This window comes from Lysobacterales bacterium (assembly GCA_019634735.1).
In the GTDB taxonomy this organism is placed as follows: Bacteria; Pseudomonadota; Gammaproteobacteria; order Xanthomonadales; family UBA2363; genus Pseudofulvimonas.
Genome location: JAHCAT010000001.1, coordinates 467,047 through 488,307 on the forward strand (window position 1 = coordinate 467,047; position 21,261 = coordinate 488,307).

The window sequence follows — 21,261 nt, forward strand, 5'->3', positions numbered from 1 at the left end:
GGTTGCGGTAAGCTCCGGGGTTTGAACCCTACCCGGAGATCGCGTTCATGCAGATGAAGCCCCTGGCGCTCGCGCTGGCCGTCGCCCTGTCCCTGCCGCTGGCCGCCTGCGGGCCGCGCGGCGCCACCGGCGACGCCGGCACCACAGGCGACGGGCAGGCCGCCACGACCGCGACGGAGGCGGCGATCGACGGCAATCCTTTGCTGCAGGCCAGTCCGCTGCCGCTGGGCTATCCGCCGTTCGACGCGATCGCCGACCAGCACTACGGCCCCGCCATCGAGCAGGGCATGGCGAGGCAGCGCGAGGAGGTCGGCGCCATCGCCGGCAACACCGAGCCCGCCAGCTTCGAGAACACCATCGTCGCGATGGAACGCAGCGGTGATCTTCTCAACCGCAGCCTGCGGATCTTCCAGAACCTCGCCGGCGCGCATACCAACGACGTGCTGCAGGCCACCCAGGCGGACCTGGCGCCGAAGCTGGCCGCGCACATGGACGCCATCCTCCTCGACGAGGCCCTGTTCGGACGGGTCGCCGACCTGTACGGGCGGCGCGCCGACCTGGGTCTGGACGCCGAGCAGCTGCACCTGCTGGAGCGCTATCACACCGACTTCGTGCGGGCCGGCGCCCGCCTGGACGCCGCCCAGAAGGAGCAGCTCAAGGCCTTGAACGCCGAGCTGGCCAGCCTGCAGACCCGGTTCACCCAGAACGTTCTGCGCGAGACCAATGCCTCGGCGGTGCTGTTCGACAGCCGCGAGCAGCTCGCCGGCCTGTCCGATGCGGCCATCGAGGCGGCCGCGGCCGCCGCCGCGGCGGCCGGCCACGAGGGCAAGTTCCAGATCGCCCTGCAGAACACGACCGGCCAGCCGCCGCTCACCGACATGACCGACCGCGCCGCCCGGCAGCGCCTCCACGAGGCCTCGGTCGACCGCGGCAGCCGTGGCGGCGAGTTCGACAACCGCGAGATCGTCGCCCGGATCGTCAGGCTGCGTGCCGAGCGCGCCGTGCTGCTCGGCTACCCCAACCACGCCGCCTACGTGCTCGAGGACGCCACCGCCGGCAGCACCGACGCGGTGAACGCGATGATGGCCCGGCTCGCCCCCGCGGCGGTCGCCAACGCGCGCCGCGAAGCCGCCGACATCCAGGCGCTGATCGATGCCGAGCAGGGCGGGTTCCAAGTCGCCGCGTGGGACTGGGCGCACTATGCGGAAAAGGTGCGCCAGCAGCGCTACGACCTCGACGCCAACCAGCTCAAGCCCTACTTCGAGCTGAACCGGGTCCTGGTGGACGGCGTCTTCCACGCCGCCACCGAGCTGTTCGGCATCTCCTTCAAGGAGCGCACCGACCTGCCCGTCTACCACCCCGACGTCAGGGTGTGGGATGTCTTCGACGCCGACGGTTCGCAGCTGGCGATCTTCATCGGCGATTTCTACGCCCGCCCCAGCAAGCGCGGCGGCGCATGGATGAACGCCTACGTGCAGCAGAACGACCTGCTCGGCACCCTGCCGGTGGTCGGCAACCACCAGAACATTCCCAAGCCGCCCCAGGGCGAGCCGACCCTGATGACCTTCGACGAGGTCACCACGATGTTCCACGAGTTCGGCCATGCCCTGCACGGCATGTTCTCGAAGGTCACCTACCCGCGCTTCTCGGGTACCTCGGTACCCCGCGACTTCGTCGAGTTCCCGTCCCAGGTCAACGAGATGTGGGCGACCTGGCCCTCCGTGCTGGCCAACTACGCGCGCCACCACGAGACCGGTGAGCCGCTGCCGCAGGAACTGCTGGACAAGGTGCTGGCAAGCGAGACCTTCAACCAGGGCTTCGCCACCACCGAGTACCTGGCGGCCACCCTGCTCGACCAGGCCTTCCACCAGATCGGCCCGGACCGCGTGCCGACCGACGTGATCGCCTTCGAGAAGCAGGCCCTGGCGGACGCCGGCGTCGACTTCCCGCCGGTGCCGCCGCGCTACCGGACCACCTACTTCAGCCACACCTTCGCCGGCGGCTACTCGGCGGGCTATTACTCCTACATCTGGAGCGAGGTACTGGACGCCGCCAGCGTCCAGTGGTTCAAGGACAACGGCGGGCTGACCCGCGAGAACGGGCGCCATTTCCGGGAGACCCTGCTGTCGCGCGGCGGCAGCCGCCCGGCAATGGACCTGTACCGGGACTTCACGGGCGCCGAGCCCGATCTCCAGCCCCTGCTGGTACGGCGCGGCCTGCTCGACGACCCCGCGAGGAACTGAGCCCTGCACGGGACCGGGGCGGCAGGAACGCCCCGGCCCCGTGCAGCGGCGGTCGGCCCCAGGGGCCGGTCGCGGCAGCGGCGTCACGGTCCATCGTCCAGCAGCCCCGAGGAACCGACCGTCGCCCTACGGGCCCGTCGCCAGAGCGGCGCCCTCCCCGCCCGGATGCCTCGCGGCGACGCGCAGCGTCGCCTCGGAAAGGATCCGGCTAGCCCGGTCGTCGGGCCGTCGAGGCCACCTGACGTCGGCGCGCTTCGCGCGGGTCGACACGCAGCGGCCGGCACAGTTCGATCCGGTCGCCGTCGACCAGGGGCCGGTCCGGCCTGACCGGTTGCCCATGCACGGCGACCGCGAGCTGGTCGGCGATCTCCGCCAGTTCCGTCCGCCAATGGCTGGCCTGCAGGGCGTCGTCGACCGTGGAACCCGGCGACAGCGCCAGTTCGCTGCGCCAGACCCGGTCCGGCCATGCGCAGACCACGCTGACCCGGAGTGCCGGTGCGGACATCAGGGCGTGGCCATCGCGGCCGCGGAGAAATCGCCGACCAGCCGGTCCGCCAGGCGCTGGAAGGCCAGCGTCGTGGCGATACCGAGCAGACGGCTCCTGGGCTCGAAGCGCAGTTCCAGGCGGACCCGGCACCCCCCCTCGCCGTAGGGCTCGAAGTGCCAGTCGCCATCGAGTCGCTTGAGCGGCCCCTCGAGCATGGTCAGGCGCATCCGCGAGGGCGGCTCCAGCTGGTTGCGGGTGGCGAAGGCGAACTCGACCCCGGCGGCGCGCACGTGCAGGCGCGCCGACGTGACCGAGGCGGCCCGCTCCAGGACATCCACCGACCGGCACCAGTCGAAGCGTTCCGGATAGCTCTCGACGTCGTCGACCAGGGCGAACAGGCGCTCGGGCGGCCTGGCCACCAGTGCCTCGCGCCGCACGACAGTCACCACGCCCGACTCCGGGGCAGCGTCGCCTGGCGATTTGCGGGTACCATCAGCGGCTTACTCATGGGGCCGGATTGTATCGGCCGGCGGAGCACATGGTCAGCAAGGCGGCAAAGGGCAAGGACCAGGGCGGCGGCGCGACCATCGCGCTGAACAAGCGCGCCCGGCACGAATACTTCATCGAAGAACGCTATGAAGCCGGCATCGCCCTGCAAGGCTGGGAGGTGAAGAGCCTGCGCGCCGGACGGATCAATTTCGGCGACAGCTATGCCCTGGTACGGAACGGCGAACTGTTCCTGTTCGGCGCGCAGATCACGCCATTGAGCACCGTGTCGACACACGTCCTGGCCGAACCGATGCGGACCCGCAAACTGCTGCTGCACCGCAACCAGATCGATGCCCTGATCGGGGCCATCGAACGCAAGGGCTACACCCTGGTGCCGACGGCGATGTACTGGAAAGCGGGCCGCGCCAAGGTCGAGCTCGGCCTGGCACGCGGCAAGCAGGCCCACGACAAGCGCGAAACCGAAAAGGAACGCGACTGGCAGCGCGAGAAGCAGCGTGTGATGCGGATGGGCAACAAGGCGGCCTGAGCGCTGACCTGCCGCACCCCTGCTCTCCCGCTTTCACCCGGGTCGCACGCACTTGTGTGCGCACCATCGCGCAACTGGCGACACACATGTGAGAGCGGTCACGGCAGCGGAACGGGGGGATGGCTAGATTATCCACATCGATCCGGGTAGCCCGCTTGCCGGGTCGAGCGGATCGCTGGTCCGCCTCCCCGCGGGGTTCCTGGAATGGTCGCCATGGCCCGGACAGCCCTCCCCCTGCTGGCCCTCGCCTTTACCCTGCTGGTCTGCGCGGGCGCCTCCCACGCCCAGGGCCAGCGGCTGTACAAGTGGGTGGACGACCAGGGCAACGTCCACTACAGCGACCGGGTAGAGTCCACGCCGCCCGCTGCCGGCGTACAGCGCATCAATTCCCACGGCATCGCGGTCGACACGCGCCACAGCGCCCTGCCCCGCAACGCCGAGGAGGCCCGGCTGCAGGCACAGGCCCGCCGGATCGCCCTGCGCGACGCGGCCCTGCTCGCGAACTATCCCGACGAGATCGATCTGCTCCGCGCCCACGACGAGGTCCGCGCCGGCCTGGACGCCTCGCTGGCTTCGACCCGCACCAATATCGAGCGTCTGCAGGCCGAAATCGCCCAGCGCCAGGCCCTCTCGCAGGCGACACCGGATGGCTCGGGCCGCGCCGATTCCCTGCTGGACTCCCTGCGCAGTCAGCTTGAGTCCGAGCAACGCGCCCTCGAAGCGCTGCGGGTCAGGCGCTTCGAGCTGCATGAACGGCAGAACGAGGAGCTGGACCGCTACCGCGATCTCACCGCACAGCCCAGCTGATACCGCGCAGGATCTCCCTTCCGGCCGACGCGCGGGAGGACTGCGATCGGGTCTTCGTGCTCGTTCAGGCCCCGCCCCGCCGAGGGCGGTGGCTCACGGTCCGATCGAACAAGGTCTCGGCTTCCGCACCCTCGCCGTGTCTGGTCAGGGCGCTTCGAAGGGCCAGGGGTGGCCCAACCGGGCACCGGAAAGGCAGCGTCGACCCGGTTGGCTCTGCGGCATGTAGGGCACCGAGGCGTAACAGCCCGACGGCAAACGGAGGCCGGTCACATCGTGTCGGGGGGTCCGGTTTCCCGGCCTGGAGGGTTCATGAGGAGGCGTAGCCAGGTCGGCTGGACAGCCTCGTCGTGCGTGCGGCGAACCACTAGGCAGAGACGGCGTCGTCGACACCCCGCCGAAGGATCCAACGGGTGCGGTCGCAACCGCGGCACCGCGATCGGCGGCCACTGTGGCGGCGTGCGCAGGTATCCGGCAGGGGACTGGCGCAAGTCCCGGCCTTGCGCAGTCCGGGAAGGCCGCGTCTCCAGGAACGGCCGGCCTGCGCCGTCACGCCAGGGAGCGTTCGAAGGCCTCATCGGGACCCGGCGCGTGAGACCTGAGGGACGCGCATTCGCCAGGGAAAGGCGCATCCTTGCGCGCGCGTGCATCCATTCGGACTTCAGGACCAGGCAGGCCATCGCCTCGACCTGGCCCGCTGCCCCTCGGGTGGAGAGGCGCGCATCCGGTCCGGCTGCCGAGAACCCCAAGAGCCTGGCAACCCGGCACCCGTCACGTGTCCGTGGCCGACGGCCGGAAGAGCCGCCTGCCGGGAGGGTGAATCAGAGGTCGACCACTTCGATGTGACCGCTGTCCTGCAGGCTGGCCAACTCGCAAGCCAGTCGCACGGTCCGCATCGACAGGCGCCCATCGTCGCGATCGGGCCGGGCGATGCCGGCCCACGCGGAGGCGCTCTTTCCGGCCAGGGCGGGCTCGAGCTCGACCAGGCGGAGCAACAGGACGACCCGGCCCCGGGCCTGCGCCGCGTCGCAACCTGCGAAGCAAAGCGCGAACTCGTCCGGCGACATCTCCACGCAGAAGTCCGGACTGCGGACTGCCCTGCGCATACGCTCGGCGACACGGTTCCGGACCACGGTGGTGGTGGCCTCGGACAGACCGGCCGGCCACTGGATCCGGATCATGCAGGCGGCACTGGCCTGGCCATCCGCCGACTTGCCGAACTCGGCCAGCGCGGCGACCAGCGCCGGTGGATCGGGCAGCAGACCACGCCGCTCCTCAGCAGCGGCATCCTCCTGGCGCGTGTCCATGACCTCGCCCGGCTCGAACAGGACGAACTCGAGGCCACCGTAACCGTCGCTGGTATCCATGCTGCGCCACCTCCTCCACGGGATGGACGCAGGCTAGCAGCGGGGAGCCACGGAAATGCCAACCAGATCACGCTTTAACAGTTGTTTGCAGTTGTTTGCACTGCGTGACAATTCGCGGTGGCGTTTGCCGCCTCCAGAGTGTTCTGCATGAGCATGGCAACGGTCATCGGCCCCACCCCGCCCGGCACGGGGGTGATCCATGCAGCCCGCTGGGCGGCGACCTCGTAGTCGACATCCCCAGCAAGGGTGCCGTCCGCCAGCCGATTGATACCGACGTCGATGACGATCGCACCCGGCCTGATCCATTCGCCCCGGACGATGCCGGGACGGCCCACCGCCACCACCAGCAGGTCGGCCTCGCCGACATGGCGCCTGAGATCCTGGGTGAATCGGTGGCAGCAGGTCACCGTGGCGCCGGCAAGCAGGAGTTCCAGCACCATGGGCCGGCCGACATGGTTGGACGCCCCTACGACGACGGCATGCTGTCCGTAAAAGGGCGCACCGGCATGACGAAGCAGGTGGATGACCCCCTTGGGCGTGCAGGGGCGCAGACCGGGCTGGCGAAGCACCAGCAGACCCATGTTCTGGGCGTGGAAGCCGTCGACGTCCTTGGCCGGATCGATGCGCTGGATCAGCTCGGCAGGGTCGATGTGGGGCGGCATCGGCAGCTGCACCAGGATACCGTCGATATCGCGGTCGGCGTTGAGCCGGTCGACCAGTGCGAGCAGGTCGGCCGCAGCGACATCCGCCGGAAGGTCGAAGTCCAGCGCACGGATGCCGGCCCGCTCGGCGGCATTGCGCTTGTTGCGCACGTAGACGGCCGACGCCGGATCGTTGCCGACAAGGATCACGGCCAGCGCGGGCGCACGCCGGCCGCGCTGTCGTCGAGCCTCGACCTCCGCCCGGATTCGCACCAGGTGTTGCTCGGCCAGACCGCGGCCGTCGAGGATATGTGCAGGCATGTCTGATCGCGCTTGTCCGGGGGATGTCGCGAATTATCCGCCGCCGCGGCGGCCCCTGCACCCACCGGTCGACGGATCACCCGCTCCGGCAGCCAGGGCAGGCAGGATCGCGGTCCAGCCGCAGCTCGTGCATCCGCATCGCCAGCGCGTCGTAGACCAGCAGGCGGCCAAGCAGCGGCTCGCCCAGGCCAAGCAGCCACTTGAGCGCCTCGGTGGCCTGCAGGACGCCGACGGCACCGGGCAGCACGCCGAACACGCCGGCCTCCGAACAGTCCGGCGCCGCGCCGGCCGGGGGCGGTTCCGGGAACAGGCACCGGTAACAGGGTCCCCTGCCGGGAACGAAAAGGCTGACCTGGCCCTGGAAACGTTGCACCGCACCGTAGATCCAGGGCGTACCGGTCGCCAGCGCAGTGGCGTTCACCAGGAACCGGGTGGGAAAGTTGTCGGCGCCGTCGATCACCAGGTCATGGCCGGCAAACAGCTCCCGGGCGTTGCCCTGGACCAGTCGCTCGGCGATCGCATCGACGGTGATGCCGGGATTCAACGCCAGCAGGCGCTGCCTGGCCGAAGCGACCTTGGCGGTCCCTACCGCGGCATCGGAATGCAGGATCTGCCGCTGCAGGTTGCTGCGCTCGACGCGGTCGTCATCGACCACCGTGAGCCTGCCGACCCCTGCCGCCGCCAGGTACAGGGCGGCCGGCGAACCCAGGCCACCGGCCCCGACCAGCAGTACGCGGCTGGAAAGCAGGCGGGCCTGGCCCGCGGCGCCGATGCCGGGCAGGCGCAGGTGCCGGTCGTAGCGTTCCAGCGCATCGGCATCCAGGCCATGTCCGTCGGCGATCGGCAGCCCGGCCCTGGCCCATGCCGAGACCCCCCCACGGACCGACAGGGCGGTCAATCCCGCCGCCTGAAGGCGTTGTGCCCAATGCAGCGATCGCACCCCACTGGCGCAGATCAGCAGCACGGTGCGTCCCGGTGGCGGCCGCAGATCGGCCGCCTCGACGACCAGGCCGCTGGCGGGCAACGCCCTGCTGCGGCCCGGTCGGCCCGCGGGCCATTCGGAGGGCTCCCGGAGGTCCACCAGGAGGTCGCCCTCGAGGATCCGGGGCCAGGCGTCGCGGGGTTCGATCTCCAGCGGATTGCCGGTCACGCGGCTGCCTCAGCGACGACGGACGTGGCGCATGAGGCGCTGGCGGCTGCGCTTCTGCCGCTCGCTCAGGACGTTCTTGCGCCCGGCGAAGGGATTGTCGCCCTCGCGGAAGTCGAGCCGGATCGGCGTGCCGACGAGTCGGTAATGCTGGCGTACGAAGTTCTCGAGATAACGCTTGTAGCTGTCCGGGAGGGTCGAAAGCCGGTTGCCATGCAGGACCAGACGGGGCGGCAGGCGCCCTCCCTGGTGGGCGTAACGCAGTTTCGCCGTGCGGCCCTGCACCAGGGGCGGCTGATGTCCCTGGAACGCGAGCGCAAGGCTCTCGGTCAGCTCGTGCGTCGCGAACTCCCGCGTCGCCGAGGTCCACGCCCGACCGATCGCCGCCATCAGTTCGCGCAGTCCGGATCCATGCCGGGCGGAGATGAAGACAGTTTCCGCCCAGTCGACGAACTGCAGCTTGCGCGTCAGGTTGTACTGGACCGATGCGCGCTGGTCGGCGTCCAGGCCATCCCACTTGTTGACCACCACCACCAGGGCGCGGCCAGCGTCGAGCGCATGGCCCAGGACGGTGGCATCCTGGTCGGTGACGCCCTCGCTCGCGTCGATCAGGACCAGCGCCAACTGGGCGTTCTCGAGCGACTGCAGGGTCTTGATTACGCTGAACTTCTCTACCGCGTCCTCGACTCTGCCCTTGCGCCGGATGCCCGCGGTGTCGATCAGCAGATAGCGCCGGCCATCGCGCTCGAAGGGCAGCGCGATGGCATCCCGGGTGGTGCCGGGTTCGGGGCTTGCGACCACGCGCTCCTCGCCGAGCAGCCGGTTGACAAGGGTCGACTTGCCGACATTGGGCCGGCCGACCACGGCGATCCGGATGCGGTCGGCATCCTCGTCTGCGGCGGCAGGCTCCATTGCCCGAGGCAGCGCCCCGACGATCGTTTCGCCCAGACCCGCAACGCCCCTGTTGTGCGCTGCGGAAAGCAGCAGCGGCTCGCCCAGGCCCAGTTCCGCGAATTCGGCGCCGGCGATGGCCTCGTCGAGACCGTCGGTCTTGTTGACCGCCAGCAGCATCCGCTTGCCGGAGCGGCGCAGTGCCGCCGCGATCTCCCGGTCGTAGGCGGCCAAGCCCTCGCGCGCGTCGACCACGAAGACCACCAGGTCGGCCTCGACGATCGCGGCCTCCGCCTGGCGCGCGGCGAGGCGGGGCAACTCGTGCTCGAACTCGCTCAGGCCACCGGTGTCGACCAGCAGGAAAGGCCGGGCGAAGGTCCGGCAGACCCCGTGGTGGCGATCGCGTGTGACACCCGGCCGATCATGGACGATGGCATCACGAGTGCGCGTCAGTGCGTTGAAAAGCGTCGATTTTCCGACGTTCGGGCGTCCGACGAGGGCGACTACCGGCAAGGTACCCGGGATGGCCGCGGCCACAGGCTCATCCGCCCACGCGATAGGCGGCGAGCGTTCCGTTGCTGGCCAGCACCCAAACGACGTCGCCCGAGGCAATTGGCGCCACGGTGACCGGGGCGCGGGCGATGCGCTCGCGCGCCACCAGGCGCCCGTCCATCGGGTCCAGCCAGTGCAGCCAGCCATCGAAATCCGCCACCACGACCTTGCCACCAACGACGGCCGGGCTGCTCAGCCAGCGATACTCCAGGGCATCCTGGCTCCAGATCATCCCGCCACCGACCTCGTCGACGGCCTGGACACGACCGTCGGCATCGCTGACGAACAGGTGTTCGCCGAGCGCCACGCCGCCTGCCGAGGACAGGTCGCGGGCCCAACGCGGCTGCCCGGTGGCGACATCGATCGCCATGACCTGACCGCGATAGCCGACCGTGTAGAGGAGGCCGTCGACGACCTGCAGCCGGCCATCGACATCGGCGAGCCGCTCCAGGTCGCTGCGGCCGTCGGCATTGCCGACCTGGACCTGCCAGACGGTCGCGCCGTCCTCGGTCCGCAAGGCGAGCACCCGGCCGTCATCGAAGCCGACCAGCAGGTAGCCGCGATCATGGACCAGCGCGGCATTGCCGCGCAGGCTGAGCGCCGGGACCTCGAATTCCTGCAGCCAGGCGCGGCGTCCGTCGACCAGATCGAAGGCCTGGATGCGGCCATCATGGCTGCGCACGAACACCCGGCCGTCGGCCACCGCCGGGGCAGCCACCACCTCGGCAAGCAGGCGGGCGGAGAATCGCTCCGCACCGGACTGCGCGTCGAGCACCACGATCCTGCCGTCCAGGGTCCCGACGGCGATCACGCCCTCGCCGATGCCCGGCGGGCTGGCGATGGGCAGGCCGGTACGGTGACGCGCCACTTCCGCGCCCGAGGCGGCGTCGAGGATGAACACGTCTCCGCGCGTATTGACGGCGTAGATGCGTCCGTCCACCAGGACCGGTGCCAGCCGCAGACCCGGCTTGGCACCGACGTCGCCCAGGCTCCGACTCCACAGCCGGCTGACCGGAACCGTCGCGTCGAACTTCTCAAGTTCGCGGGGCGGGCGGATGTTCTCGCGCTTGGACGTCGAGCAGGCGACGGTGAGCAGCAGGACGGCCAGGGTGGCCAGCAGGCGCAACGTCATGCCTCGTCTCCGACTTCGCCGTATTCGGCCAGCTTGATGGCCAGGCCGCCAGCGTCGAGCGCGCCCGCCTCTCGGGCGGCGACGTAGGCGGCGCGCGCCTCCTCATGACGGCCCAGGGCCGCCAGCAGGTCGCCTCGAAGCTCCTCACGCTCGGCCGTGAATCCTGCCGCCCGGGCGCCCTCCAGACTTGCCAGCGCCAACTCGGCCTGGCCAGCCGCCCATTGCAGGCGCGCCAGGCGCAGCAAGGCGAGTGTCTTGAGCGACTCGTCGCGGGCATTGTCGCGCGCCCAGGCGAGCGCCTCCGTCGCAGCCGCCTGGTTGCCGGCCTCCAGGTGTCTTTGCGCCTGCTCGAATGCCGCCAGCACGGCGAACCCGTTTCGGGTGAAGTCGCTGCGCAGCTGGACAAGGGCCGGCGCATCGGCGCTGTTGTCGACCGTGCGCGCCTGCTCGAACAGTGCGGCGGCGGTATGCGCCTTGCGGGCCGTGTGGTTCTGCCACTGGTGGTAGCCGACGATCGCGCCCAGGCCGATCACGATGCCCCCGAGAATGGCCGATGCGTTGTCCTTCAACCACGAGCGGACGCGCTCGCTCTGCTCGTGCTGGTCGTAAATGTCCATTGCGGTTCCGTTGGCTGGTGCGGAGCTCGGCGGGCCCATTCCTGACCCGTCGACAAGCCCCGCAGCTTACCAGTAGCGGACGGCATCGCCCAAGCCCGCACGGCCCCCCGACGCCCTTGCGATCCCGCGCCCCGGTCCCGCGCCGCCGGGCCCGAGCCGGCATCGGCGACGCCCGCGCAGGTGCCCTGGCCTCTCATCCGGGCCGCCAGCGTGCCAGGCGGGCCTCCGAAGCGGCCTTCTGGCCAGGTTCCCCATGTCGCCGCCTCGTCGTCTCCCCGCATCCTCGGGTGCCTGCCGGATTGCGGCGGGCGCCCGGCCCCTGCTTCAATCGTTGCTGAACACCTCGATACGCACCACATCGTTGGTGCTGCGGTGCTCGGCGAGTTCCAGGGCCTCGCCATTGGCGATCAGGCGGGCGGTCCGACTGTTGCCGATCGTGAAGGCAAGCGGACCGTCGCTGCGGAAGCGCCACTGCCCGGGGCGCATCAGGGCCTGGTGCACCCGGCGCCCGCGGCCATCGGTCACCTCCACCCAGCTGTCGCCGCCCAACTCCAGAACCGCCTCGTGCGGCCCCGCGCCGGCGACCAGGTCGGCCGGTGCGGCCAGCTGCGGCAACGTTGCCACGGGCGCAGGCGGCGGCCCCTCGAGTGGCAGCGCGACCAGAGAGGCCCGCATCATTTCGGTCCCCTGCGGCAGTTCGGCGGTTCCCGGCGCCTCCGAGGGTTTCTCGGTCGGCTCGTCGGCGGCCAACTCGGCTGCGCTGATCTGCAGGTCGAAACTGCGCGCCGCGGTGAGCTCCTGGCCGAGCCGGCCGGATGCCGCCCACCACACGACCGGCAACGCGATCAGGGCAGTGAGTGCGATGTAGCTGGCCGGGCGGACGACGCGGTCCAGCATGTACTGCCCGCGGGGCTGCACGCCGGTGGCGACCAGCTCCGGCTCCCTGCCGGCGTCCTGGGCCAGCGCCGTTGCGACCTCGTCCTCGGCGACGCCGACCAGGCGCGCGAAGCTGCGCAGATAGCCGCGACGGTAGATGGGCGCACCCAGGCCGTCGAAATCGCCGGCCTCGACCCGCTCGATCACCCGCGCCGGCAGGCGCAGTTGCGCGCCGACCTCTTCCACCGACCAGCCCATGCGCTCGCGCGCCTGACGCAACCGGTCCGCCAGTTCCATGTCCTGTCCCCCGGAAAGTCCAATGCTGTTCATCGACCCGTGACCTGGTCTTGTTCGTTGATGTCGCCCCGGCGCCTACAACCCGGCGCCGGCCTTTTCACTCTCCCGACCCTCCCAGGCGGGAGCGGTAGGCTGCAGCCGCGCGGCTGTCGCCCAATCCTTCCTCGACGCGAACGGCCAGTTCCAGCGCCGTCCGCCCCAGCTCGACCTGTGCCTCGGCACGCTGCAGGAAAGCCCTTGCCCGCATCAGATCGCCTTCCCTGTAGGCGACCTCGGCAAGCCCGACCAGGGCCTGCGTGTCATCCGGCCGGCGCGCCAGCACCTGGCGCAGGTAGTCGCCGCCCGCCTGGTGGCGGCCTGCCGCCAGGGCGCAGGTCCCGGCATTGGCAAGCGCCGATTCCGGCGTCCGGTAGAAGGGGTCCGCCAGCGCGCGCCGGAAGTGCGCGTCGGCATCGTCGAACCGCCCCTGCCGGCAAAGCCAGCTGCCGAAGTTGTTGAGAACATCGCCATTGCGCGGAGCCAGCTGGGCCGACCTGCGGTAGTGGTCGGCGGCCTTTCCGTCATCGCCGATGGTCTCGTAGAGGATGGCGATCACGGTGTGCGCGTTGGCCGAACGGGGATCGATGTTCAACGCGCTCTGCAGCTTCTCGAGTGCGATCTGATACTCGCCGCGAGCGTAGTAGCGCTGGCCGAGCTCGACCAGAACGTCCGAATTGCCCCGGCGCGTCGCGGCATCCTCCTGCATCGGTCGTGTATTGCTGCGCTGCACCTGGGTTCGCCGCTCGGCCGATGCGCTCGCCCGATCGCCGGTCAGGCCGGGCCCCGTGGACACGCAGCCGGACAGCAGCACGGCGCCGGCGAGCGCCAGCAGCGCCGGGACCACAGCCGGGGCAACTGGCCGCTCACGCCGCATCGCGGGACCTCGCTTCGACTTCGCGACGGAAGTCGGCGGAGCGACGGGTTCGATCCTGGACCTTGCCGGCAAGCTGCCCGCAGGCGGCATCGATGTCGTCGCCGCGGGTACGCCGCAGGGTCGTGATGATGCCGGCATCGAACACGATCTGCTGGAACCGTGCGATCACATCGGCGTCGGAGCGCTCGAATTCGGTTCCGGGGAACGGATTGAAGGGAATCAGGTTGAGCTTGGAGGGGACCTTGCGGAGCAGCTTCACCAGCGCCCTGGCCTGGGCCTCGCTGTCGTTGACGCCCTTCATCAGGGTGTACTCGAACGTGATCGAGGAGCGCGGCCGCTTGGCCTGGTAGCGCTGGCAGGCGGCGATCAGGTCGGCGATCGGGTACTTGCGGTTGAGCGGCACCAGATGGTCGCGCAGGGCGTCGTCGGGCGCATGCAGCGACACCGCCAGGCTGACGTCGGCCGCCTCCGAGAGGCGGTCGATCATCGGCACCAGGCCGGCTGTCGACAGGGTGACCCGCTTGCTCGCCAGGCCGAAGCCGAAATCGTCGCGCATCAGGTTCATGGCCGGCACGACGTTTTCGAAATTCAGCAGGGGTTCGCCCATGCCCATCATCACCACGTTGGTGATGCGCCGCACCTGGTGGGTCAGGTGGCCGAGCTCGCGCGCCGCATGCCAGACCTGGCCGATCACCTCGGCAGTGGACAGGTTGCGGTTGAAGCCCTGCTTGGCGGTCGCGCAGAAACGGCAATTCAGTCCGCAGCCGACCTGCGAGGACACGCACAGCGTGCCCCGGGTCGGCTCCGGGATGTACACCGTTTCGATGCCGTTGCCGCCGTCCAGGGACAGCAGCCACTTCCGGGTGCCATCTGCCGACTGCTGGTCGACCAGCGCGGTCGGCACCCTGACCTCGGCGGCGCAGGCGAGCTTGGTCCGCAGCGACTTGCCCAGGTCGGTCATCGACTCGAAGTCGTCCGCGAACCGGTGATAGATCCACTTCATGACCTGATGGGCGCGGAAGCGCTTCTCGCCGAGACGCTCGACGAAGAACGCCTCCATCCCGGTCCGGTCCAGACCGAGGAGGTTGACCTTGCTCTGAGCGCTGTCGCCGGCTTCGATCATGGTGCGCTCAGCGCGCGTGCAACTCGGCGTCGGAGAAGAAGTGCGCGATTTCGGCGGCGGCGGTGTCCGGGCCGTCCGAGCCGTGCACGGCATTGGCGTCGATGGAGTCCGCGAAATCGGCGCGGATCGTCCCTGGCGCAGCGTCCTTGGGGTTGGTGGCGCCCATCAACTCGCGGTTGCGCGCGATCGCGTCCTCGCCCTCGAGCACCTGGATCATCACCGGGCCGGAGCTCATGAACTCGACCAGCGCCGCGAAGAACGGCCGTTCGCGATGCACCGCGTAGAACGCCTCGGCATCGGCCCGCGAAAGATGCTTCATCCGCGCAGCGACGATGCGCAGCCCTGCATCCTCGAACCGCGTGTAGATCCGGCCGATCACGTTCTTGGCGACGGCGTCGGGCTTGATAATGGAAAGGGTGCGTTCCAGCGCCATGGAAACTCCGTGTTGTTGGGTGGACTCCGGGTCTGCGCCCGGGCTCGAAAAGGTAGCAGGTTTTCGGCCCGTATCACAGCGGTATCACAGGCTTAGGGGCGATAGCTGATGGCGCCGGAAAAACCGGACACGTTCGCCCGGTGCAACAGTGTCGGCAATCCGGGTGACACTGTGACGACCGTCCGGAACGGCAATGCGCCGCTGCTGAACGCACGGCTCCATACGCCATGGTATGTTGCTGGGCCGGTTGGCTTGTCCAGGATCCGGCGCGGACGGACCCGCCCCCTGGGCCAGGCTCCAGTGATCGAGCTAGCATCAAATTCCTGACGCAACCCTTTGACATGAAAGGACGATGCACACCATGAACACCAATCGCCTCCTAGTCCGCAGGGCCGCCGTCCTGGGTGCCGGCGTCATGGGCGCCCAGATCGCGGCGCATCTGGCCAATGCCGGCGTCGAAGTCGTGCTTTTCGACCTGCCCCCCCGGGACGGCGCCGGCAATGCCGTCGTCGAAAAGGCCCTGCAGAACCTGGCTCGGCTGTCGCCCGCGCCGCTGGCCGAGCGCGGACGCCTCTCCGCGATCGCCGCCGCGAACTACGACCAGCATCTGCCCCTGCTGGCCGGGTGCGACCTGGTCATCGAAGCGATCGCCGAGCGGATGGACTGGAAGCGCGACCTGTACGCGCGCATCGCCCCATACGTCGCGGACCATGCGGTACTGGCCAGCAACACCTCGGGCCTGTCCATCAACGGCCTTGCCGAAGCGGTCCCGCCGCATCTGCGCGCGCGCTTCTGCGGCGTGCACTTCTTCAACCCGCCGCGCTACATGCACCTGGTCGAGCTGATCGGCTGCGAAGGCACCGACCCCGCCGTCCTCGACGGCCTGGAGGCCTTCCTGACCACCACTCTGGGCAAGGGCGTCGTCCACGCCAAGGACACCCCGAATTTCATCGGCAACCGGATCGGCGTGTTCTCCATCCTGGCCACCATGCACCACACGCAACAGTCTGGTCTGGGTTTCGACGTGGTGGATGCCCTGACCGGCCCGGCGATCGGCCGGCCGAAGAGCGCCAACTACCGGACCGCCGACGTGGTCGGCCTGGACACCATGGCGCACGTCATCCGCACCATGCACGACACCCTCCCCGACGATCCGTGGCACAGCTACTTCCAGTCGCCATCCTGGCTGGCGGCCCTGATCGACAAGGGCGCGCTCGGCCAGAAGACCGGCGCGGGCTTCTTCCGCAAGCAAGGCAAGGAGATCCAGGTGCTCGACCTTGCCGCAGGCGACTACCGCACGGCCGCCGGAGCGCCCTCCGAGGCAGTGTCCGCCATCCTCGCCGTAAAGGACCCCGCGGAGCGCTTCCGGCAACTTCGTGACAGCGCCGACACCCATGCGCGGTTCCTCTGGGCCCTGTTCCGGGACCTGTTCCACTACGCGGCCTTCCACCTCGCCGACATCGCCAGCACCGCACGCGATGTCGACCTGGCGATCCGCTGGGGCTACGGCTGGAAGCTCGGCCCGTTCGAGACCTGGCAGGCCGCCGGCTGGCGCCAGATCGCAGGCTGGATCGCCGAGGATATCGCCGCCGGCAAGGCGATGTGCGACGCACCGCTGCCTGCCTGGGTCTCCGACGGCCGCGATGGCGTGCACGGCCCGGAGGGTTCCTTCGCGCCCGCCGCTGGCGCCGCCCTGCCCCGCTCTTCCCACCCGGTCTACCAACGGCAGATCTTCCCGGATCCGGTGCTGGGCGAGCGCTTCGACCGGGGCAGCACCGTGTGGGAGAACGACGGCATCCGGCTGTGGACGCTGGGCGACGACATCGGCATCGCCACGTTCAAGACCAAGATGAACACGGTGAACGACGCCGTGCTGGACGGGCTTCAGGAGGCGATCGGTCGGGCCGAGAACAGCCTGAAGGCGCTGGTGATCTGGCAGCAGGGCGAGCCGTTCTCGGCCGGTGCCGACCTCAAGGGTGCCGCCGGCCTGATCCAGGCCGGACGGATCACGGAGTTCGAGGCGATGGTCGCCAACTTCCAGGCCACCTCGATGCGCGTCAAGCATGCCCTGGTGCCGGTGGTTGCGGCCGTGCGCGGGATGGCCTTCGGCGGCGGCTGCGAGTTCCAGATGCACAGCGCCCGGACCGTGGCGGCGCTGGAAAGCTACATCGGCCTGGTCGAAGCGGGCGTCGGCCTCCTGCCCGCAGGCGGCGGCCTCAAGGAGATCGCGCTGCGCTGCAGCCGTGCCAACTCGGCCGATCCGTTCACCGTCCTCAAGGGCTGGTTCGAGACCGTGGCGATGGCCAAGGTCGCCGGCAGCGCGCTCGAAGCCAAGGCGATGGGTCTGCTGCGCGAGTCGGACGTGGTGGTCGGCCATGCCCACGAACTGCTGCACGTCGCCCGGACCGTCGCCGACGGCCTGGCCGAGTCCGCCTGGCGCCCACCCTTGCCGGACGCCGGCATCGTCGCCTGTGGCGACGTCGGCACTGCCAGCCTGAAGATGATGCTGGTCAACATGCTGGAGGGCCGCTTCATATCCGAGCACGACTACGAGATCGCCTCGCGGATCGCGGAGGTCCTGTGCGGCGGCAACATCGAGCGCGGCAGCCTGGTCGATGAGCGCTGGCTGCTCGACCTCGAGCGCCGCCACTTCGTCGAACTGGCGCAGATGCCCAAGACCCAGGCCCGCATCGCCCACACCCTGACCACCGGCAAGCCGCTGCGCAACTGAGCGACGAGGACGAAGACCATGAGCAAGCAGATCCAGGAAGCCTACATCGTCGCAGCCACCCGCACGCCGGTCGCCAAGGCGCCGCGCGGCGCGTTCCGCAACACCCGCCCGGACGACCTCCTGGCGCACGTCCTCAAGGCGGTCATCGCCCAGGCACCCGGCATCGACGTCAACCGCATCGACGACGCCGTGATCGGCTGCGCGATGCCGGAAGCCGAGCAGGGCATGAACGTGGCGCGCATCGGCGTGCTTCTCGCGGGTCTCCCCGACACCGTGGCGGCGGTCACCATCAACCGCTTCTGTTCGTCCGGCGTGCAGGCGATCGCGATGGCCGCCGACCGCATCCGCACCGGCGACGCCGACCTGATGCTGGCGGGCGGAACCGAAAGCATGTCGATGGTGCCGATGATGGGCCACAAGGTGGCCATGAATCCCGCGGTGTTCTCGGACGAGAACATCGGCATCGCCTATGGCATGGGCATCACCGCCGAGAAGGTCGCCGAGCGCTGGAAGGTCTCCCGCGAAGACCAGGACGCGTTCGCCGTAGAGAGCCACCGCCGGGCCCTCGCTGCGATCGCCGCCGGCGAGTTCCGCGACGAGATCGCGCCCTTCGCGCTCGACGACCGCTATCCGGACCTGCAGGCCAGGTCGGTGGTGCCGGATGGCCGCTTGATCGACACCGACGAGGGGCCGCGCAAGGACACCTCGATGGAGGGCCTGGCCCGGCTGCGTCCGGTATTCCGGGCCGGCGGCTCGGTGACCGCGGGCAACGCATCGCAGATGTCCGACGGTGCCGGCGCCGTGCTGCTGGCCAGCGAACAGGCAATCAAGGACCACGGCCTGACGCCCCTGGCCCGCTTCGTATCCTTCAGCGTCGCCGGCGTGCCCGCCGAGATCATGGGCATCGGGCCCAAGGAAGCGATCCCGAAGGCGCTGCGCCAGGCCGGCCTGCAGCGCGACCAGCTCGATTGGATCGAGCTCAACGAGGCCTTCGCCGCGCAGGCGCTTGCGGTAATGCGCGACCTCGGGCTGGATCCCGGCCGTGTGAACCCCCTGGGCGGGGCAATCGCCCTGGGCCACCCGCTGGGCGCGACCGGCGCGGTTCGCGCGGCTACCCTGGTCCATGGACTGCGCAGGCGACGGCAGAAGTACGGAATGGTCACCATGTGCATCGGCACGGGCATGGGCGCAGCGGGTATCTTCGAGGCGCTCTGAGGACGACAGTGCGGCGCGGGCACCGCGGTTGCACGCGGCGTCCGCGCCCGCTCGGAGCTGTTGCTCGCGACACCCAACGGGCGATCGCGGTCCAGGTCGGCCCGACCCTCGCCCGGCCTCGGGCGAAGTGCCTCGGGGCCGGCGGAAAGCAGGCCGGACAGGCCATATTCGAGCCCGGCCTCGCCGGCAAGGAGATCGCTCATGCGCACCGCCGTCGCCCTCGTCCTCGGCCTTGCCGTCGGCTTCGCGGTCGCCCTGATCGCGGCACGCGCGATGTCGGCATTCGGCGCGCATCCCAAGGCCACGATGGTGATCATGGCCAGGCACATGGACGCCCTGCGTGCCGCCAACGGCGCCGACGACTGCGACGACCAGGTCGTTGCTTCGCGCCTGGGCCAGTTGCAGGCCATGGCCCGGGAAATCGACTTTGCGTTCGCTTCAGCCGCCAGCCGTCAGGACGGGTTCGAGCGTCGCGCGCGCCGGTTCGCCTCCGTCTCGGCCGCCCAGGTGGATTCGAGCGTGGGCTGCCGGGATGTCGGCCCCGCTCTCGCGGCGCTTGGCAAGGCCTGCCAGGACTGCCATCGCGATTTCCGCTGAGCCGATCGCCCGCCGGGTCCTGGCGCCGGCATTTCTCACGCAGCCTTCACCCGTGCGAGGCCCTGTCCATCGACGGTTCAGTCTGGCGCCGCTGATTTCCTGTTGCGTTCATGTAGGCGGGGCAACCATCGGACTCGGAGGCAGGCGCCGCCTGCACCGTATTCGAAAGGAGGTTCGTCATGATCAATCGTGCCCTTGCAATCTCGGTTCTCGCACTTGGCCTGACTGCCTGTGCGTCCAGTCCCCAGTATGGACAGCGCGGCTATCACGGCGGTGGCGGCTACGCCTACTGCCAGTCGTGCGGCGTCGTCGAGCGGATCGAGCAGTACTACGGCGATCGCGAGGCGAGCGGCGGCGGCGCGGTTGCCGGCGCCATCATCGGTGGCGTACTGGGCAACCAGGTCGGAGGCGGCAGCGGCCGTCGCGCGGCCACCGCCGCCGGCGCCATTGCCGGTGGCGTCGCTGGCCACCAGATCGAGCGCGAGGTCAATTCCGGTGCCCGCTTCGACCTGTTCCTGCGCATGGACGACGGCCGCCGGATCGTCGTGAGCCAGCGGGATCTTGGCGGCATCCGCCAGGGCTCGCGCGTCGAGGTGCGCGGCAACAGCGCGCGTCTGCTGCGTTGAGCGGCCTCGTCCCGGACCGCATAGGAGATCCGCGATGAAGCCATCCATTCTCGGAATCGCCGGCAGCGTCGCGCTGGCCTGGGCGTCCGCCGCCCAGGCCGGCGACGACCCCCTGACCGACCTGCTTGGCTGCTCGGCCAGCGCCCAGGTCGGGACCTCCCAGGCCACCCGTTCGCTCGCCGAGGCAGCGGGCTGGCATTGCCGCGAGATGCAGTCGTTGGCGGGGAATACGCTGCAATGCAGCCCCGCGCGCGGCGGCCGCGCGCTGGGGCTGGAGATCAAGGAGTTCGAGCGGGTCGATCAGGCCGACGGTGGTGCGTGGCTGTCGGTCGCGTTCCGCAGCAATCCCGAGCGTGTACGGCAGGCGGTTGCAGGGGCTCCGGCGCAGCCCGGTCTGCTGCCGGGAACCGAGGTCGGTGACCGCGAAGACGGGGTCGGCGAGCTGCGCTGCTCCCTTCGGGGTGTCCCCGGCCAGGCCAGCGGCAGCATCAGCGGCTCCCTTTCGTTCCGCGGCGTCGAGCCGCTCCCGGCCATGCGCGTCTGCGCGGCACCCAGGCGGAACCCTGGCGAGCCCATCTGCATCGAGACGTTGACCGGGCAGTTCGACTACCGCATCGGGCCCTTGCCGGCCGGCGAGTACTACGTGACGGCCTTTCCTCTGGCCGACAACCCGAACCGCCTGATCGCCGCACACACGCGATCCATGGCCAGCTGCGCGTCGCCTCCCTCCGAATGTCCGCAACAGCAGCTCGCCGTGGTGGCGGTTGCCGCGGGAAGGCAGGTGGTGGGGATCGACCCGCAGAGTCTGCTGGAAGGACTGCCGCCACCGCTCAGCGGCTGGGAAGCCGCTCTCCACCGGCAACGCTGAGGCATCACTGCGCCGCACAAGCTGCCCGTTTCCATAGCCGCTCCGCACAATGGAAGCGCCCCGGGATCACCGGGGCCCTTCCTTGGCCAGTTGCACAGCCGCCACGCTCAGGCGGGCGCCACCTCGTCGGCCTGCAGGCCCTTCTGTCCCTGGACCAACTTGAAGCTGACCTTCTGTCCTTCCTGAAGGCTGCGGAATCCCGATCCCTGGATGGCACGAAAATGGACGAAAACGTCCGGGCCGTTGTCACGGCTGATGAAGCCGAATCCCTTGGCGTCATTGAACCACTTTACGGTTCCGATCTGACGATCCGACATGAAGCACACTCCGAAGCAGGTGAAAGG

The 21,261-nt window shown here is 69.7% G+C and carries 21 protein-coding genes; 8 read left to right on the forward strand and 13 right to left on the reverse strand.

The window, feature by feature from the left end:
- Positions 1 to 53 precede the first annotated feature (53 nt).
- Positions 54 to 2,243: a M3 family metallopeptidase gene (locus KF823_01950; protein MBX3724663.1), complete on the forward strand. Its 2,190-nt coding sequence runs from the start codon at positions 54 to 56 to the stop codon at positions 2,241 to 2,243.
- A 208-nt stretch (positions 2,244 to 2,451) separates the two neighbouring features.
- Here the strand turns inward: KF823_01950 and KF823_01955 are convergent, their stop codons facing one another.
- Both KF823_01955 and KF823_01960 read right to left on the reverse strand, forming a co-directional pair.
- Complete coding sequence (locus KF823_01955; protein ID MBX3724664.1) at positions 2,452 to 2,748, reverse strand: RnfH family protein; 297 nt, start codon at positions 2,746 to 2,748, stop codon at positions 2,452 to 2,454.
- Positions 2,748 to 3,179 carry a type II toxin-antitoxin system RatA family toxin gene (locus KF823_01960; GenBank protein MBX3724665.1) on the reverse strand — a complete coding sequence of 144 codons (432 nt, stop codon included), beginning with the start codon at positions 3,177 to 3,179 and terminating at the stop codon, positions 2,748 to 2,750. The genes KF823_01955 and KF823_01960 overlap by 1 nt, the downstream gene beginning before the upstream one ends.
- An 89-nt stretch (positions 3,180 to 3,268) precedes the next feature.
- Between KF823_01960 and smpB the strand changes: the two genes are divergently transcribed.
- The gene (smpB, locus tag KF823_01965) at positions 3,269 to 3,766 is read left to right on the forward strand and encodes an SsrA-binding protein SmpB (protein ID MBX3724666.1); all 498 of its coding nucleotides are present in this window, start codon (positions 3,269 to 3,271) and stop codon (positions 3,764 to 3,766) included.
- Between the two features lie 213 nt (positions 3,767 to 3,979).
- A complete protein-coding gene (locus KF823_01970; protein ID MBX3724667.1) occupies positions 3,980 to 4,573 on the forward strand; it encodes a DUF4124 domain-containing protein in 594 nt (197 codons plus the stop codon).
- Between the two features lie 818 nt (positions 4,574 to 5,391).
- Here the strand turns inward: KF823_01970 and KF823_01975 are convergent.
- The 10 genes from KF823_01975 to ndk all read right to left on the reverse strand — a co-directional run bounded on the left by KF823_01975 (position 5,392) and on the right by ndk (position 14,880).
- On the reverse strand, positions 5,392 to 5,937 hold the full coding sequence (locus tag KF823_01975; protein ID MBX3724668.1) for a hypothetical protein: 546 nt from the start codon (positions 5,935 to 5,937) through the stop codon (positions 5,392 to 5,394).
- Positions 5,938 to 6,011: 74 nt separating this feature from the next.
- Positions 6,012 to 6,899 carry a bifunctional methylenetetrahydrofolate dehydrogenase/methenyltetrahydrofolate cyclohydrolase FolD gene (gene folD / locus KF823_01980; protein ID MBX3724669.1) on the reverse strand — a complete coding sequence of 296 codons (888 nt, stop codon included), beginning with the start codon at positions 6,897 to 6,899 and terminating at the stop codon, positions 6,012 to 6,014.
- Positions 6,900 to 6,975: 76 nt separating this feature from the next.
- Complete coding sequence (gene moeB / locus KF823_01985) at positions 6,976 to 8,028, reverse strand: molybdopterin-synthase adenylyltransferase MoeB (protein MBX3724670.1); 1,053 nt, start codon at positions 8,026 to 8,028, stop codon at positions 6,976 to 6,978.
- Between the two features lie 30 nt (positions 8,029 to 8,058).
- Positions 8,059 to 9,450 (reverse strand): ribosome biogenesis GTPase Der, encoded by a 1,392-nt coding sequence (gene der, locus KF823_01990; protein ID MBX3724671.1) that lies wholly within the window; start codon positions 9,448 to 9,450, stop codon positions 8,059 to 8,061.
- Between the two features lie 28 nt (positions 9,451 to 9,478).
- Entirely contained in the window at positions 9,479 to 10,621 is a 1,143-nt protein-coding gene (gene bamB / locus KF823_01995; protein ID MBX3724672.1) for an outer membrane protein assembly factor BamB, read from the reverse strand.
- Complete coding sequence (locus KF823_02000; protein MBX3724673.1) at positions 10,618 to 11,238, reverse strand: tetratricopeptide repeat protein; 621 nt, start codon at positions 11,236 to 11,238, stop codon at positions 10,618 to 10,620. Before KF823_02000 ends, bamB begins: the two co-directional genes overlap by 4 nt.
- Positions 11,239 to 11,562: 324 nt before the next feature.
- Positions 11,563 to 12,444 carry a helix-turn-helix domain-containing protein gene (locus KF823_02005; protein ID MBX3724674.1) on the reverse strand — a complete coding sequence of 294 codons (882 nt, stop codon included), beginning with the start codon at positions 12,442 to 12,444 and terminating at the stop codon, positions 11,563 to 11,565.
- A gap of 64 nt (positions 12,445 to 12,508) precedes the next feature.
- A complete protein-coding gene (pilW, locus tag KF823_02010; GenBank protein ID MBX3724675.1) occupies positions 12,509 to 13,324 on the reverse strand; it encodes a type IV pilus biogenesis/stability protein PilW in 816 nt (271 codons plus the stop codon).
- Complete coding sequence (rlmN, locus tag KF823_02015) at positions 13,314 to 14,447, reverse strand: 23S rRNA (adenine(2503)-C(2))-methyltransferase RlmN (GenBank protein ID MBX3724676.1); 1,134 nt, start codon at positions 14,445 to 14,447, stop codon at positions 13,314 to 13,316. Before rlmN ends, pilW begins: the two co-directional genes overlap by 11 nt.
- A gap of 7 nt (positions 14,448 to 14,454) precedes the next feature.
- Positions 14,455 to 14,880: a nucleoside-diphosphate kinase gene (gene ndk, locus KF823_02020; protein ID MBX3724677.1), complete on the reverse strand. Its 426-nt coding sequence runs from the start codon at positions 14,878 to 14,880 to the stop codon at positions 14,455 to 14,457.
- 352 nt (positions 14,881 to 15,232) lie between these two features.
- On the opposite strand from ndk, the gene KF823_02025 reads away from it, so the two are divergent.
- The 5 genes from KF823_02025 to KF823_02045 all read left to right on the forward strand — a co-directional run bounded on the left by KF823_02025 (position 15,233) and on the right by KF823_02045 (position 20,917).
- A complete protein-coding gene (locus tag KF823_02025) occupies positions 15,233 to 17,611 on the forward strand; it encodes a 3-hydroxyacyl-CoA dehydrogenase/enoyl-CoA hydratase family protein (protein MBX3724678.1) in 2,379 nt (792 codons plus the stop codon).
- A gap of 18 nt (positions 17,612 to 17,629) precedes the next feature.
- On the forward strand, positions 17,630 to 18,826 hold the full coding sequence (locus KF823_02030) for an acetyl-CoA C-acyltransferase (protein ID MBX3724679.1): 1,197 nt from the start codon (positions 17,630 to 17,632) through the stop codon (positions 18,824 to 18,826).
- Between the two features lie 201 nt (positions 18,827 to 19,027).
- Positions 19,028 to 19,423 carry a cytochrome c gene (locus KF823_02035; GenBank protein MBX3724680.1) on the forward strand — a complete coding sequence of 132 codons (396 nt, stop codon included), beginning with the start codon at positions 19,028 to 19,030 and terminating at the stop codon, positions 19,421 to 19,423.
- A 179-nt stretch (positions 19,424 to 19,602) separates the two neighbouring features.
- Positions 19,603 to 20,049: a glycine zipper 2TM domain-containing protein gene (locus tag KF823_02040; GenBank protein ID MBX3724681.1), complete on the forward strand. Its 447-nt coding sequence runs from the start codon at positions 19,603 to 19,605 to the stop codon at positions 20,047 to 20,049.
- 34 nt (positions 20,050 to 20,083) lie between these two features.
- On the forward strand, positions 20,084 to 20,917 hold the full coding sequence (locus tag KF823_02045) for a hypothetical protein (protein ID MBX3724682.1): 834 nt from the start codon (positions 20,084 to 20,086) through the stop codon (positions 20,915 to 20,917).
- A 107-nt stretch (positions 20,918 to 21,024) separates the two neighbouring features.
- Here KF823_02045 and KF823_02050 read toward each other — a convergent pair whose 3' ends face one another.
- Positions 21,025 to 21,234 (reverse strand): cold-shock protein, encoded by a 210-nt coding sequence (locus KF823_02050; GenBank protein ID MBX3724683.1) that lies wholly within the window; start codon positions 21,232 to 21,234, stop codon positions 21,025 to 21,027.
- Positions 21,235 to 21,261 lie beyond the last annotated feature (27 nt).